This is a genomic window from Haloferula sargassicola (genome assembly GCF_040362925.1).
Taxonomy (GTDB): Bacteria; Verrucomicrobiota; Verrucomicrobiia; order Verrucomicrobiales; family Akkermansiaceae; genus Haloferula; species Haloferula sargassicola.
This window is the reverse complement of sequence record NZ_BAABRI010000001.1, coordinates 258,095-272,782: the sequence shown is the minus strand read 5'-3', so window position 1 is coordinate 272,782 and position 14,688 is coordinate 258,095. Positions and strand designations below refer to the sequence as shown.

Sequence of the window (14,688 nt, the reverse complement as noted above, 5' to 3'; positions counted from 1 at the left end):
GCAGATGCGGCGTCTTCGTCACCCCGCCGGACAGGATCCGGGTGGCGAGCCCTCGGGATGCATGTAGGGTGCCCGGATGCCCATGACGCGCATCCCGGCCGCCGCCACCGCCCTTCTGCTCTGCCAGGTCGCCCATGCCGACCGAGTGACCCACCGCTGGTCGTTCAACGCCGGTGGCGATGCCTCGAACGGCACCGAGCTTCCCGACCGGATCACCGGGGAGGCCGCCGTAGTCCGCGGCGTCGGCGGGCAGCTCGACGGCTCGGACCTGGTGCTCCCCGGCACCACCAACGGCCGCCAGCCGCCGTCGTCGATCTCGGCCTACCTTGACCTGCCCAACGGCCTTCTTTCGGCCAACCCGAACCTCACCTTGGAGATCTGGGCGACGATTGACGCCAACCGCACCTGGCAGCGACTGTTCGACTTCGGCCGCATGGACATCGCCGGCGACGGCCTCGGGGCCGAGGGCGAAATCACCGGCAGCGGCGACTTTTCTCCCGGCGGCACTTCCTCGCGGGACCAGTTCATCCTTTCGGTCAGCCGCGATGGAAACATCAACCAGCAGCGCTTTTCCATGCGGCTCGACAGCGGCGGCGAGCAATCCGCCGACTCCTCGCTCACCACCGCCACCGGCACCGAGTATCACTACACCGTCACCTTCGAGTCGGGCGTCGGAACCTACCCGACCACCGGCGGGCGGATGATTTTTTACCGCAACGGCACCCAGCAGGCCGCGCTCGACATCGACGACCGGCTGACCGATCTGACCGACGTCAACAACTGGCTCGGCCGCTCCCAATGGTCGAGCGACTCGAACTCCGCCATCTCCTACAACGAACTCCGCTTCCACGATCACGCGCTCAGCGCCTCGGAAATCGCGGCCAGCACCAGCTCCGGACCGAATGCCTCGATCGCGCCATCCATCGGAGATGTGGAAACCACCATGCTGCCCGGCGGAAAAGTCCGGCTGGACGTCCTCGCGAGCGCGGAGGGCGAGGTCGTCGCCTCGAGCGTGGCAATCACCACCCCGCCCCTCGCCGGTGAGGCGGAGGTGACTGCGGATGGCACCATTCTCTACACCCAGAACCTGGGCAGTCCGGAGCAGGACAGCTTCAGCTACCAGGTCTCCAACAGCTCCGGCGACACGACGACCGGCACCGCGACGATCCACTTCGCCGACGGGCTTCGTTTCGCCAATCCGGACCTGAACGTCTCCGACTCGCCGCCGGCCACCAGCCTGATGCTGGTCGATGCCTTCCCCGGCACCGCCTTCGACCAACCGGTGGCCATGGCATCTCCGCCCGGCGACGCCTCCCGCCTCTTCGTGGTGGAAAAAACCGGACTCCTCCGCGTGATTCCGGATGTCACCAACCCCTCGCCCACCGCCTCCACCTTCCTCGACCTTCCTTCCGTGCTTTCAGGAAACGGAGAGTCGCTCGATACCGGCGGCGAGTCGGGTTTCCTCGGGCTGGCCTTTCATCCGGACTACGCCAGCAACCGCCACTTCTACGTCTTCTACTCCGTCACGTCCGGCGGATCGCGCTACCAGCGGGTGGCCCGTTTCACCACGCGGAGCGGCAATCCGGCCGCTGCCGATCCGTCGAGCCAGCTCATCCTGATCAATCAACTCGATGAGGCCAGCAACCACAACGGAGGAGACATCCATTTCGGCCCGGACGGCTATCTCTATATCTCCGTGGGAGATGAAGGAGGCGGCAACGACACCTACAACAACAGCCAGAAAATCACCGGTGACCTGTTCTCCGGCATCCTGCGGATCGATGTCGACAAGCAAGCCGGCAACGTGGCCCCCACGCCCCACGCGGCGATCCCCACCGATGGCGGCCAGGCTCGGTTTGCGATCCCGGTCGACAATCCCTTCGTCCACACCAGCCTCGGCGGTTCGTGGGACGGCACCTACAATGGCTCCGGCGTCAGCACCACCACGGTGCGCCGCGAGTTTTTTGCCACCGGGCTGCGCAACCCGTGGCGGTTTTCCTTCGATCCGCTCAATGGAGAGCTTTGGTGCGGCGATGTCGGACAAGGAGCGTGGGAGGAAATCGATGTGATCTCGCTCGGCGACAACTGCGGCTGGGCCTATCGCGAGGGCACCCACAACGGCCCGCGCAGCGCGCCCGCCGACTTCGATTCCCTCTATCATGCTCCCCCCGTTTACGAATATCCTCGCGGTGGCGAGTTCGGCGGTTACTCGGTCACCGGCGGCCGTGTTTATCGCGGAAACCGCATCGGATCACTGCATGGAAAGTATATCTTCGCCGACTATGGCAGCGGCAACATCTGGTCGCTCACGCGAAACGTGGGCTCGGCTCCCACCGTCGAGCGCTTGTTCGGCGAAAGCGGCATCGTGGGCTTCGGTGTCGATCCCTCGAACCAGGATCTGCTGCTGGCGGACATCGACAGCGGCCTCATCCGCCGGATCACCCAGAATGTCGATGACAGCACCTTCCCGCCGACCCTATCCGCGACGGGCTTGTTCGCCGACGTGGCCGATCTTTCCCCGGCTCCGGGCGTGACGCCCTACGACGTGAACCTGCCCTTCTGGAGCGACCACGCCATCAAGAGCCGCTGGTTTATCATCCCCGATGCCACCAGCCAGCTCACGTGGGCCGAGGAAGATCCCTGGACGCTGCCATCCGGCATGATCTGGGTGAAGCACTTCGACCTCGAACTGGAACGCGGCAATCCGGCGACGAAAAAGCGCCTCGAAACCCGCCTCATCGTCCGCAATGACGAGGGTGCTTATGGCGTGAGCTACCGCTGGAACGAGGAGGAAACCGAGGCCTATCTCGTCGGCGATGCGGGTGAGGATTTCGATCTGGAGATCACCGACGACGGTTCTCCGACCACGCAGACCTGGCACATTCCCAGCCGCGCCGAATGTCTCACCTGCCACACGCCCCAGGCCGGACATGCCTTGTCCTTCAACACCCGCCAGCTCAACCGTGACCACGACATGCTCGGCTATTCCGGCAACCAACTCGCCACGCTGGCCAGCGAGGGGTTTTTCACCAACTCGCCCAGCGATCCCGATCTGCTTCCGCGCCACCTCCGGCCGGATGAGACCGCTTATTCCGTCGAGGGCCGCGTGCGATCCTACCTCGATGTGAACTGCGCCTACTGCCACATGGCGGGCGGAACGGCCGGCGGTGCCGAGTGGGACGGTCGCGAGCCACTCACGCTGGCCGAAACCGGCCTGATCCACGGTGCGGCCAACAACAACCTCGGCGATCCCGCCAACCAACTCGTGGTCCCGGGCGACGCGCTCCACTCGGTCGTGCTGCAGCGCGTGGCGGCGTCGAATGGCTTCACCCGCATGCCGCCCCTCGCTACCAAGGAGCTGGACACGGTGGCCATCGACCTGCTCACCGAATGGATTACGGCCAAGCTCCCGGCGCAGCCCGATTATGCAGCCTGGCGGCTTGCCGCCTTCGGCTCGGACAGCTCTCCCGAAGGCGAGCCGGGTGAGGATCCGGACCTCGACGGCGTGGCGAACCGCGACGAATTCCTTCACGGCACGGAACCCCTCGATCCCAGCTCGCGGCTGCGGCCCGAGGTCGCGATCGCTGGCGGTCCCCGCCTTTCCTTCACGCTGCCGGAGAACCGGTCCTACCGCGTCATGACTTCCAGCGACCTCGCCACATGGACGCCGTGGGATGTCCCCGGAAACCAAGGCCTGCCCGTCGCCGGCGGCCTGATCGAGGTGGCAGGCCCGCTCGATACCGCGCGACGCTTCTTCCAACTCGAAGTCACCGAAAACTGAGGACGCTCAAACCAGCGATCCCGGCGGCCGGTTGAAGAACGGGACCAGGATTTGCTCCGCCAACGCTTCCGGCGGGGCTGAAATGTCGAGCACCAGCGCCGACTGCGGGCGCTCTAGGGCGGCCAGCTGGCTGTCCAGCAGGGCGGGTGGGAAAAAATGTCCCTGCCGCGAGTTCAGGCGTTCGAGGAGTTGCTCGCGGCTGCCATCGAGAAACACGAACACCACCTGCGGCCCGGCTTCGCGGAGGAGGTCGCGATATTTCCGCTTCAGGGCGGAGCACGCCACCACCAGCGTCCGACCCGCCTCGTTGGTCTCGCGGATGTGGTCGCGCAGGGCTTCCAACCACGGCCGGCGGTCGGCATCGTCGAGCGGCACCCCCGCCGCCATTTTCCCGCGATTGGCGGGCGGGTGGAAATCATCGGCGTCCGCGAAATCCGAGTCCGTATGATCCGCCACCAGTTTCCCCACCGTCGATTTCCCACTGCCGGAGACGCCCATGATGACGAGGGTGAACTTGGGTTTGACCGGCATGGATGGCGTAGGATCAGGGGATGCGGTTGGGGCAGGCTTTCGGGCCCTTGGTCAGGCAGGTGATGATGTTTTCCGCCGCGGTGCGGGCCATGGCGGCGTTCGATTCCTCGGTGTTGGACCCGATGTGCGGCGTCAGGATCACCTGCGGCAGCTCCCGCAGATCCTTTGCCGGATCGACGGGCTGGTAGGGCTCGCACTCGAACACGTCCAGCGCGGCGCCCGAGAGATGGCCCGAAACCAAGGCGTCGTAAAGGTCCGGTTCATCGACCAGCGCTCCGCGGGCGGAGTTGATGAAGCGGGCGCCGGGCTTCATTTTCGAGAAAAAGTCGGCGTTGGCGATGTGACGGGTGGCCGCCAGCACGGGCAGCAGGCAGATCACGAAGTCGGCGTGGCCCAGCGCCTTGTCGAGGTTGTTGGTGTAGCGGGAAATGCCGCCGTCCTCGCCGAAATGCGGGTTTTCGAGGATGTCGTAGCCGGTCACGATCATGTCCAGCCCGAGCCCGAGCTTGCGGGCCAGCGCCCGCCCGATCCGGCCGCAGCCCAGCACGGTGACGTGGCGGCCGCGCACCTCGATCCCCTGGGCGGGTTGCCACTGGCCATGGTGCATTTCGCCGTAGGCCTTGGCCACCGGGCGGGCCAGCGCGCCGAGCATCCATACGGCATGCTCGGCCACCGCGTTGTCGAGCACGCCGGGCGTGTTGCAGATGGTCACGCCGGCCTTCTTCGCCCGCGCGCGGTCGATCGAGTCAATACCGACGCCATAGCGCGAAATCACCCCCCCGCGACCCAGGGCTTCATAGAGCGGGCCGCGGTAGGGAGCGAGATCGGCAATGAATCCCTGCACCCGGTGCTCGCGCACCAGACTGGCCAGCGGCTTCTCGTCGTCCGGTGCCGGCTCAAAACGGAAGCCCACCTGGGTCGAATTGATCGCCTCAAAGGTGGCCTGCGCCTTCGCAAACGAGGTTTCAGACACGAACACGGTCTTCATGGTCGTCTTCTGCCTTAGGCCGACGAGCCAAGCCGACCAAGCCATGAGCGGAAGGCGCGAATGAAAGCGCAAAAACTGAGCAGTGCACCGTCCAGGCCGGGCCGGTTCTCCTGCTTTTTCATTTACCGACGTGATTTTACCTCGTCGTCGGCGCCGTGGCGGAGGCAGATTCGATGCGTCCGTTCCTTTTCATGAAAGCTGCATTTGAGTTATGTAGCCTCATCGTGCTGACCACTGCCGGGGTTCTCGGTCAGGAAATGCTGGTGCCGCCCTACTCCCTCCACTCCTTGACCGCGATGGATGGGTCCATCCAGACCTCTTTGGTCTTCAAGTCCCTCCCCGGCGTCGTCTATCAATTCGAGGATTCTGAAGACTTGATCCATTGGTCACCGGTGGGTGATCCTTTTTATTCATTGGGCCATGAGCATGCCTGCTCCTTGTTGGAAACCGCCCCTCCTCCCCCGCCCGAGACGCCGGGCGGCGACCCTCCGACTCCGGCGACGGCCACACCGCCCGTTTACACGGCCCTCGTGCTGTGCCCCGCCTCGGATGGTGGGGCCGTGGTCAAATGGCGCTCCCTCGACAGTCAGGCCCTGCTCTCCCAGCATACGGAGATCTCCTTGGATCCGGCATGGGCCATGGTGCCGCTGTATTTCCGTGAATTCGATGGGCATTCCTTCTTCATCCTGCACCAGATGGCCGAGGTGCCAGCGCCGGATGATCAGGTGGAATTGACGGGTGCCGACGCCCTGATGTGGAGTACCTTCCTCGCGGCGCTCCCCGCTATGAACTCAGAGGTCGCCTCCAGTTATCAACTCAGCCTCGCCGCGCCGCCTCCCGCGCCGCCCCTGCCCGGAGTCTCACGGTTTCTCCGGGTTCGGGCTGATGGAAGTGTGGACACCGACGGCGACGGAACACCGGACTGGATGGAGTTCGCCTACGAACCCGATCCGGCCCACCCGGACGGCCCCGTGGGCGATCCCTTCAATCAAGATACCGACTCCGACGGAGTGCCCGACGGGCTGAATCTGGACTTCGACAAGGATGGCGCTCCAGACGTCGAGGATGCCGTGGCCTCTGATCCGAGCATTTACTGGCAACGATCCAGTGCGCCGAAATTCGCCGTCTTTCCCCTCCCCGCACCGGGTGAACATCGGATCCTCCACGCAGGAAACGACGGAGCGGTTCTTTATGAGCACGGGGTCTGGACGGAGGGCGAATTCCAAGCCCTGAACCTGTCAGGCACCGGGGTCGAATGGGCCGAGGCCCGCGCCATGAACTCCAAAGGCCAGATCCTCGGCATCGGCAGGGTGGCGCCTCCTCCCGAACTTCCGCAGGGCATGCCACGCATGATGTGGTGGCCGACTCGGGACTCGGATCCCCTGCCCATCGAGAAAGCCATAGGGTCCGGCAGCACCATCTTTCCCAACTATACCGAGGCCTTGGCTGCGAACCATATCCACCACGAGACGATTCTGGACGACGAGGGTGGCTTTTTTGCAGGTCTGATCTTGAGAACGGATGACGGCGTGAATTCCGCGACCGAGGAACATCAGGGGAATCACTACTGGCTCCTCCCCGGGCAAGGAGGCGAGCTTCGTCCCGTCGAGCTAAAAGAGGGCGAGTCCACACTCGGAGCACTGGGCTCGTGGTGGACCGACTATTCATCCGACCGCGTCACCACCCGATGGACCGGCACCCATGGAGATGAGGAATTCAATGGCCACATCCGCGAGGTGATCCCCCTGCCCGACGGCGGATTCGCTGCCATCCGGGACTACATCTCACCGGCGGTGCTGGTGTGCCCACCTGGAAGCGGCGCTTGGAAGAACTCCCAGGCACTGAGCCATTTCGATGACGTCTCATCCCAAGGGTGGGCGATGTCCACGGTGGGCGATTTCTGGGCCAACGGAATTTCCTATCGCTGGCCGGAATCGGCTCCGGGGATTCCCGACAGCTGGCGCTGGGTTTCCCCCCAATCGATGACCACCGGGGGGGCGCTTCTGGTGACCCGGCCTTCCGAGTCGGACTCCGCGCAAGAAGATCATGCGCTGGGCATTCCCATCGAGGTCGAGGACCAGGAATTCGCCACCGGAGTGGACGCGGTCTCGGTGACCAGCAGTGAACCGGGGGAGGCCTGTGAAGACCGACTGTGGATCATGGCTCCGGCAGGCGGAACCAACACCTTCCACCTCCGAACCACCGCCGCCCCCCACTCGCAGCTCAAGCTTGCTTCTCCGGGTGGATTCACCTTCGGAAGTGGACCCGAGACCACGATCGCCTCAGCCATCACCACCCCCACGGCTTCGGCCCCCGAAGAAGCGGAGAGCCAAGACTTCCTGGTTACGATCAAGAGCGGTAACGCCGCTTCGCTCTCCAAGCCTTTGGGTGTAAAGGTCATGAAGAAGAGGACTGTTAAGGTGGCGGTGTGGAGAGTCGCCTACGACGACGGGACACCGGGCGGCGCCCCGCCCACCGAAGTGACCGACGCGGAGATCAAGGAAAGGCTCGACGATGTCTTCGAGCCGCAGATCAATGTGACGTTCGAAATGGTGCCCAAAAACCTGCCGGGGCCTGTAAACTTCGAGCTTCCGGTCGGCTGGGGTGAAGGATCTTTCGACACCACGGCGCATTACTTCGGCTTGGAAGCACACGAAGTTCGGGACGCATGCCCTCGTGATCCGGATGTCCATATCAATGTGTATTTGATAGGAGCGTGCCGGATGATCTACGCCCATATTTTGGATAGCGGCACAGGCACTCTTTCCAAGGACCACGCCGCCGCGGTAGCTATCGCCAACCATGAATTTGACGGGGCTCAAAACCCTAATGGCTTGGAGTGTTGGGTGATGGGCGATTCCATGCATTATTCTAAGGGTGATATTCTGGACACCATCGCCCATGAAATCGGTCACTGTCTTGTGGGCCCGGGGCATCCGGACGAAACGAGAGTGAGTATAATCACGGGAGAACCTATCGCTAAGGGGCCGGCGCCACTTCCCGGGACGAACCGCGTCCAGCGCCTGATGTGCTCCGGAAGCCTTCGAAAAAAGGATGGAAGCTCAAAACTTCTGGTGAAGGGTGAGTGGGATGCGGCAGACGAACGCCTTGGAGGGATATTGAGCCAATGAATGCCAAAAGTCACATTTCGATATGTTATGCCATGCTCTTTCTGCTCTGTTTCGGGACGGATGAGTTGCCGCCGATCTCAGATGCGAACCGGCAAAGACATGAAGAATCCCGTTTGAAATGGACAGCACGGGCGGCGGAGGCCGTTGAGAACCCTAGCGAGAAGAACCTGCTTCTTCTGGCGCGTGGAATTCGGTCCGTCTGGCACCCAGCTAGATATCCGAGCAAAGAAGAAAAGGAATTGAGCAATGAATTGGCTCATATAATGTTGTCCATTCCCGGATCGATGGGATTCTTCGAGGAAAGGTATTACGAGGCGAAGAGAGATTGGGATAAGGGCTTGTTGAGAACGCAGGCATACAACGATGCCAGAAGGGAAACCCTCGGAACCATCTTCTATTTGCCGAGCCCTGAGTCCATCCGCGTATTGGGCAGCCTTCTTGAAGACCTTAAGCCAGTAGGAAGTGGAGAGTCCTCGTCCATTTGTACCGCGTTCTATGCTCTTCGAGGTCTGATGAATTTGATCGATGATGGCCCTGCTTACAGCGATACGATCGAGGATCAGATCAGGGATCGGAAAAGCTGGATGCTCTGGTTCGAGCAGGTGAAAGCCGGAGCCCGGACCTTCCGCTTCAAGGGCGATCCGCAGCCCTACACCCTCGCAGGTCCCACGGAGAAAGAGTTGAGACCGGGCAATCAGGAGACGGAAAGCGTCGAAGCGCGACGGCGGAAGACGACAGGGCTGGAAAACTCCGGAATCTCCGAGAAGGATGGTGTCGAAGACAGGAGGAAGATCCCGTGGCTTCCCCTCGGCCTGGCCACGCTGCTCGCGGCCGGAGGAGGAACTTACTTGTGGTGGAAATCCCGCCGCACAGCCATGTGACATTGTTGGGCGAGTGGGACGCATCTAACGAACGACTTTCTATTATTTCAAGTAAATGATCTTCAATAGACAAATCTTCATACTGATCCCACTTCTTTCCTTGCCCTTTTCCAGAGCGGAAGAGTTGCCGCCCATCTCAGACGCTGACCGCAAAGAGTATGAGGAAGTGCGTTTGATATGGACAAAACGGGCGGCTGAAGCCGTTGAGAACCCTAGCAAGGAGAACCTGCTTGTTCTGTCGCGCGGAATTCGATCCGTCTGGCACCCAGCAAGGCATCCAAGCAAAGAAGAGAAAGCATTAAGAGACGAATTGAGTCAGGCCATGATTTCAATACCCGGATCCGTGAACTTTTTCGAAGACCGACTTCAGAAAGCCAGACAAGATTGGGCCTCCCAATCCATGGAACTCCATGATTACAAAATTGCTACCGGAGAAACCATCGGGACTCTTTGTGGCCTTCCCAGTCCTGATTCGGTCCGCGTCCTGGGAGGGCTTCTTGATGACATCGACCGCATCGGCCGCGGTGATGAAGAGGTCTTGCCCAACGGGATGTTTGCTCTTCGAGGTCTGATGGATTTGATCGATGATGGTCCTGCTTACAGCGACACGCTCGAGGAACAGATCAGGGATCGGAAAAGCTGGATGCTCTGGTTCGAGCAGGTGAAAGCCGGAACCCGGACCTTCCGCTTCAAGGGCGATCCGCAGCCCTATACCCTCGCAGGTCCCACGGAGAAGGAGTTGAGACCGGGCAATCAGGAGACGGAAAGCGTCGAAGCGCGGCGGCGAAAGACGACAGGGCTGGAAAACTCCGGAATCTCCAAGAAGGATGGTGTCGAAGACAGGAGGAAGATCCCGTGGCTTCCCCTCGGCCTGGCCACCCTGCTGGCGGGCGGAGGAGGTGTTTACTGGTGGCGGCAATCCCGCAAAGCCGCCCCTTGATGTCGCCGGCGGGTGGGAATCGTCACTATCGCCACTCCCTGCCAGAAATCGCGTGCGCCGCTCGATGTGCTATGGCACGGAAATCTCAGGAGGAAAGATGAGATAACGAGACTTCTTGTAAAGGGTGGGCGGGATGCTGCAGAGGAGAGATTACGCAAAACATCCTCAACAACCAGTGAATAAAATTACTATAATTTCTTTAGTTGTATTAAGCGCAACGATGAGCGTTGCTTATTCTGAAATTTCGAAAGAAAAGCACCAGGAAATCATGGAGGCTTTCAGATACTGGAAGCAGGTCGCTGAAGATGCCGTGTCTGACCCCAGTACTGAGAATATGGAAAAACTGTCTCGTGGTATCGAGAAGATGCGCAGACCTGTAATATTTCCAACGGAAGAACGTTTCGTGGTAAGAGACGAACTAGTACAAGCAATGCTGTCCATCCCTGGATCGGTGGGGTTCTTTGAGAAAAAGTATTACCAGGCTAAGAAAGAGTGGAAAGCCGGATCCTTGAGACAGCAGGAATACATCGATGTTATAGGCGAGACTATCGGGACCATCCGCTATCTTCCAAGCCCCGAATCCGTCAGGGTTTTGGGAAACCTGATTGACGATCAGGAACGCCTGACAGCGGATGAAGTTGAAAGAATGCCTGTGGCGTTTTGGGCTCTTCGGGGACTCATGAATTTGATCGAAGACGGTCCTGTCTATAGTGATGATTACGTGGAACAGATCATCGACCGAAAAATGTGGGTGCTCTGGTTCGAGCAGGTCAAGGCGGGCACCCGGACCTTCCGCTTCAAAGGAGATCCGCAGCCCTACACGCTTGCAGGACCGGCTGAAAAGGAATTGAGACCGCTCCGGGATGGGGATGAAGGCGTCGAAGCGCGGCGGCAAAAGACGACGGAGCGGGGCAATCCCGAAATTTCAACCGGGACCGGAGAAGAGGATGGGAGGAAGATCCCGTGGCTTCCCCTCGGCCTGGCCACCCTGCTGGCGGGCGGAGGAGGTGTTTACTGGTGGCGGCAATCCCGCAAAGCCGCCCCTTGATGTCGCCGGCGGGTGGGAATCGTCACCGAACCGCTTGTCCCATCAGCCGAAGGGCACCGACCATTTCGCTTGGGCATTCCCGGCCCGCCGTTCAGGGTGGCGGCGTGTCCGACGCCTACACCCTCGCCCGCTCCGTGTTGTTCCGTTTCGATCCGGAGACCGCCCACCACCTCGGCATGGCGGGACTGCGCATGGGCGAAAAAACCGGCCTGCTGCCGTGGTTGTTTCCCGCCCCGGAGTGCTTGGCCCCGATCGAGGTGATGGGCCTGCGTTTCCCGAACCGGCTCGGACTCGCCGCGGGCCTCGACAAGGAGGGCGACACGATCGACGCCCTCGGCCGGCTGGGTTTCGGCTTCGTGGAAATCGGCACCATCACTCCGCGCCCGCAGCCGGGGAACCCGCGGCCGCGCTTGTTCCGGCTGGTTGAGCACGAGGCGATCATCAACCGCATGGGCTTCAACAATTCGGGCATCGCGGCGGGCGTCGCGAATGTCCGCAAGTCCCGCACCTTCGACGGCGTGATCGGCTTCAACATCGGCAAGAACAAGGACACGCCGAACGAGAACGCGGCCGACGACTACCTGACCTGCCTGCGCGAGGCCTTTCCGGTGGCCGACTACATCGCCGTCAACCTTTCCTCTCCGAACACCCCCGGTCTGCGCGACCTGCAGGGCGAGGATGCCTGCGCGCGCTTGCTGGAGGTGCTGAAAGCGGAGCAAACGAGGCTGGCCGCGGAGCATGGCCGGCAGGTCCCGCTGCTGTTCAAGGTCGCGCCCGACCTCGACCCGCCGCACATCGCCGGGCTGGCCCGCGTTTTCCGCGAGGGCGGGCTCGACGGCCTGATCGCCACCAACACCACCATCACCCGCGACGCCGTGGCCGGCCATCCGCGCGCCGGGGAGGGTGGCGGGCTTTCCGGCCGGGTGCTGCTGGAGAAAAGCAACGAGGTGATCCGCGCGTTCGCGACTGAACTTGGCGGCGCGCTGCCGATCATCGGCGTGGGCGGCGTGGATTCGCCGGCGTCGGCCCTGTCGAAAATCGAAGCCGGCGCGACCCTGGTGCAGCTTTATTCGTCCTTCATTTTCCGCGGGCCGAAGATGGTCCGCGAGGTCGCCCGCGCCCTCGATTCCGTGCCCTTTCCCTGAGACCCGCGCTTGCCGGATCAGGGCCGGGTTAACCTTCCGTTACCCAGCCCCCCTCGACTTTCAGGGAATCAAAGGCCGATGTTAGACATCCTTCAGGAAACAACTTTCCGCCTCAGCCCATGATCCGCTCCCTGGTTTTCGCCCTTCTTGCCCTCGTTTCCCCGGCCTTCGCCCAGTTTCCCTTCGGGGGAAACGATGAACCTCATGTGAAGGCGCGGCTGGTGCCGGCGATGCCGTCCATCCAGCCCGGCCAGACGGTCGAGGTGGCCCTGGTGCTCGACCACGAGGAGCATTGGCACACCTACTACGTGAACCCCGGCCAGGCCGGCTATCCGCCATCGCTCGAGTGGACGCTGCCGGAGGGTTTCACGGCGGAAGAGCTCCGCTTCCCCACCCCGCTTCTCGGGAATTTCGCCGGGGCGCCTTTTTATGGATATGACGGCGAAACCTGGTTCCTGACCCGCATCACCGCCCCGGAGGATCTCAGCGGCGGCTCGGTCACGCTCGAGGCCAAGGCTTCGTGGTTGACCTGTCACGAGACCTGCGTGCCGGAGGACCAGGATCTCGCGCTCACGCTCCAAATCGGCGAGTCGCAGGCCAAGCCCGCGATCGCCGCCGCCTTCGCGAAAGCCCGGGCGGCGCTGCCCGCCGAGGAGGTTCCCTGGTCGGTCACTGCCTCGGAAAACGGCGACATGGTCACGCTGACACTGGTCCCCGCCGATGCTTCCGCCGACCCCGGTGACGTCCACTTTTTCGGCGAGGACTCGATCGAGGACAGCTCGGTCGAGCAAACCCTCGGGCACCAAGGCAATTCGTGGACGCTGACTTTTCCCCGCAACCCGGACGCCGATCCGGCCCCGCAGCGGGTGAAGGGCATCCTGAAAGCCAGCAAGGGCTGGGGAGCGGAAAGCCAGTCGCTCGGCTGGGCGGTGGACCTCGGCTTCGATGCTCCGCCAGCAAATCTGGCCGAGGTGCCCGGCACCGCGAAGTCCACCCTGGCCACGCCGGTGGTGCTCGGCCTGATGTTTCTCGGCGGGATGATCCTGAACCTGATGCCCTGCGTGTTCCCGGTGATCGGGCTGAAAATCATGGGCTTCGTCCAACAGGCGGGCCATTCGCGATCGAAGATCGTCGCCCACGGGCTCGTGTTCACCCTCGGCGTGCTGCTTTCCTTCTGGATCCTGGCCGGCATCCTGCTGGCGGGCGGCATCGCAAACTGGGGCGGCCAGCTGGAAAACCCGTGGGTCGTCTATGTCCTGCTGCTGGTCATGCTGGTGTTCGGGCTGAACATGTTCGGTGTGTTTGAAGTCGGAGCGTCGGCCACCTCAGTCGGCGGCCACCTCACGGCCAAGCAAGGTCTCGCCGGCACCTTTTTTTCCGGCGTCCTGGCCACCGTGGTGGCCACGCCGTGCTCCGCGCCCTTCCTGGCCCCCGCCCTGGGCGCTGCGGTCGGCCTGCCGGCTCCCTGGTTTTTCCTGGCCTTCACGCTGATGGCGCTGGGTCTGAGTACGCCATACCTCGTACTCTCCGCCTTTCCCGCGCTGGTCGACAAGCTCCCGCGGCCCGGGCCGTGGATGGAGTCGTTCAAGCAAGGCATGTCCTTCCTACTGCTCGGCACCGCGGGCTACCTGCTGTGGGTCTACAGCGCCCAGGTTTTCGAGCAGAAGTCCGGCCAGAAAGGCCTGTGGGTGATGCTCGGCCTGACCGCCGTGGCGGCCGCCTTGTGGATCTACGGCCGCTGGAGCCTGCCGGGGAAATCCCCGTCCACCCGCTGGACCGCCCGTGGTCTGGCCCTGGCGATCGCGGCCGCCGGCTTCATCGTCGCCCGCCCGACCCCTGAGTCCCTCACCGCGGAAGCCGCCAATGCCCCGAAGATCCACTGGGCGCCCTGGACGAAGGATTTGCAGGAAAAACTCATCGCCGAGGGCAAGCCGGTCTACGTCGACTTCACCGCCCGCTGGTGCCTCACCTGCCAAACGAACAAGGCCGCCACCTACTCCGCCGACATGGCCCGGTATTTCGAGGACCACGGCATCGTCGCCCTCAAGGCCGACAAGACCACCACCCGGCCGGACATCGACGAGGAGATCCGCCGCCTCGGCATGAGCGCGATCCCGGTCAACGTGTTCTACGCGCCCGGCTCGGACACGCCGCACGTGACCCAGACGGTGCTCACCGCTTCCTACCTCCGCGCATTTCTCGACCAACAGCTCGGCGGGACCGCGGACGGCGGATCTTGACCT

Annotated in this window: 9 protein-coding genes; 7 read left to right on the top strand and 2 right to left on the bottom strand. The window is 62.6% G+C overall.

The window, feature by feature from the left end:
- The first annotated feature begins 82 nt into the window (after positions 1-82).
- The gene (locus ABXH26_RS01150) at positions 83-3,781 is read left to right on the top strand and encodes a PQQ-dependent sugar dehydrogenase (RefSeq protein WP_353565185.1); all 3,699 of its coding nucleotides are present in this window, start codon (positions 83-85) and stop codon (positions 3,779-3,781) included.
- 6 nt (positions 3,782-3,787) lie between these two features.
- Here the strand turns inward: ABXH26_RS01150 and ABXH26_RS01145 are convergent, their stop codons facing one another.
- Complete coding sequence (locus ABXH26_RS01145) at positions 3,788-4,312, bottom strand: gluconokinase (protein ID WP_353565184.1); 525 nt, start codon at positions 4,310-4,312, stop codon at positions 3,788-3,790.
- A 13-nt stretch (positions 4,313-4,325) separates the two neighbouring features.
- Positions 4,326-5,300, bottom strand: coding sequence for an NAD(P)-dependent oxidoreductase (locus tag ABXH26_RS01140; RefSeq protein WP_353565183.1), 975 nt, complete (start codon positions 5,298-5,300; stop codon positions 4,326-4,328).
- A 191-nt stretch (positions 5,301-5,491) separates the two neighbouring features.
- Here ABXH26_RS01140 and ABXH26_RS01135 point away from each other — a divergent pair, with 191 nt between their 5' ends.
- The 6 genes from ABXH26_RS01135 (at position 5,492) to ABXH26_RS01110 (ending at position 14,685) form a co-directional block, all read left to right on the top strand.
- Positions 5,492-8,431: a thrombospondin type 3 repeat-containing protein gene (locus ABXH26_RS01135; protein ID WP_353565182.1), complete on the top strand. Its 2,940-nt coding sequence runs from the start codon at positions 5,492-5,494 to the stop codon at positions 8,429-8,431.
- A gap of 32 nt (positions 8,432-8,463) precedes the next feature.
- Positions 8,464-9,312 (top strand): hypothetical protein, encoded by an 849-nt coding sequence (locus tag ABXH26_RS01130; RefSeq protein ID WP_353565181.1) that lies wholly within the window; start codon positions 8,464-8,466, stop codon positions 9,310-9,312.
- A 55-nt stretch (positions 9,313-9,367) separates the two neighbouring features.
- Positions 9,368-10,252 (top strand): hypothetical protein, encoded by an 885-nt coding sequence (locus ABXH26_RS01125; protein ID WP_353565180.1) that lies wholly within the window; start codon positions 9,368-9,370, stop codon positions 10,250-10,252.
- A 175-nt stretch (positions 10,253-10,427) separates the two neighbouring features.
- Positions 10,428-11,300, top strand: a complete 873-nt coding sequence (locus tag ABXH26_RS01120; protein WP_353565179.1) for a hypothetical protein — start codon at positions 10,428-10,430, stop codon at positions 11,298-11,300.
- 104 nt (positions 11,301-11,404) lie between these two features.
- Positions 11,405-12,445 carry a quinone-dependent dihydroorotate dehydrogenase gene (locus tag ABXH26_RS01115; RefSeq protein ID WP_353565178.1) on the top strand — a complete coding sequence of 347 codons (1,041 nt, stop codon included), beginning with the start codon at positions 11,405-11,407 and terminating at the stop codon, positions 12,443-12,445.
- 119 nt (positions 12,446-12,564) lie between these two features.
- The gene (locus ABXH26_RS01110; RefSeq protein WP_353565177.1) at positions 12,565-14,685 is read left to right on the top strand and encodes a protein-disulfide reductase DsbD family protein; all 2,121 of its coding nucleotides are present in this window, start codon (positions 12,565-12,567) and stop codon (positions 14,683-14,685) included.
- Positions 14,686-14,688 lie beyond the last annotated feature (3 nt).

Bases quoted from the DNA above. Each gene is read 5' to 3' on its own strand.
- ABXH26_RS01150 (WP_353565185.1), top strand. From the start codon at position 83: ATGACGCGCATCCCGGCCGCCGCCACCGCCCTTCTGCTCTGCCAGGTC.
- ABXH26_RS01145 (WP_353565184.1), bottom strand. From the start codon at position 4,312: ATGCCGGTCAAACCCAAGTTCACCCTCGTCATCATGGGCGTCTCCGGC.
- ABXH26_RS01140 (WP_353565183.1), bottom strand. From the start codon at position 5,300: ATGAAGACCGTGTTCGTGTCTGAAACCTCGTTTGCGAAGGCGCAGGCC.
- ABXH26_RS01135 (WP_353565182.1), top strand. From the start codon at position 5,492: ATGAAAGCTGCATTTGAGTTATGTAGCCTCATCGTGCTGACCACTGCC.
- ABXH26_RS01130 (WP_353565181.1), top strand. From the start codon at position 8,464: ATGCTCTTTCTGCTCTGTTTCGGGACGGATGAGTTGCCGCCGATCTCA.
- ABXH26_RS01125 (WP_353565180.1), top strand. From the start codon at position 9,368: ATGATCTTCAATAGACAAATCTTCATACTGATCCCACTTCTTTCCTTG.
- ABXH26_RS01110 (WP_353565177.1), top strand. From the start codon at position 12,565: ATGATCCGCTCCCTGGTTTTCGCCCTTCTTGCCCTCGTTTCCCCGGCC.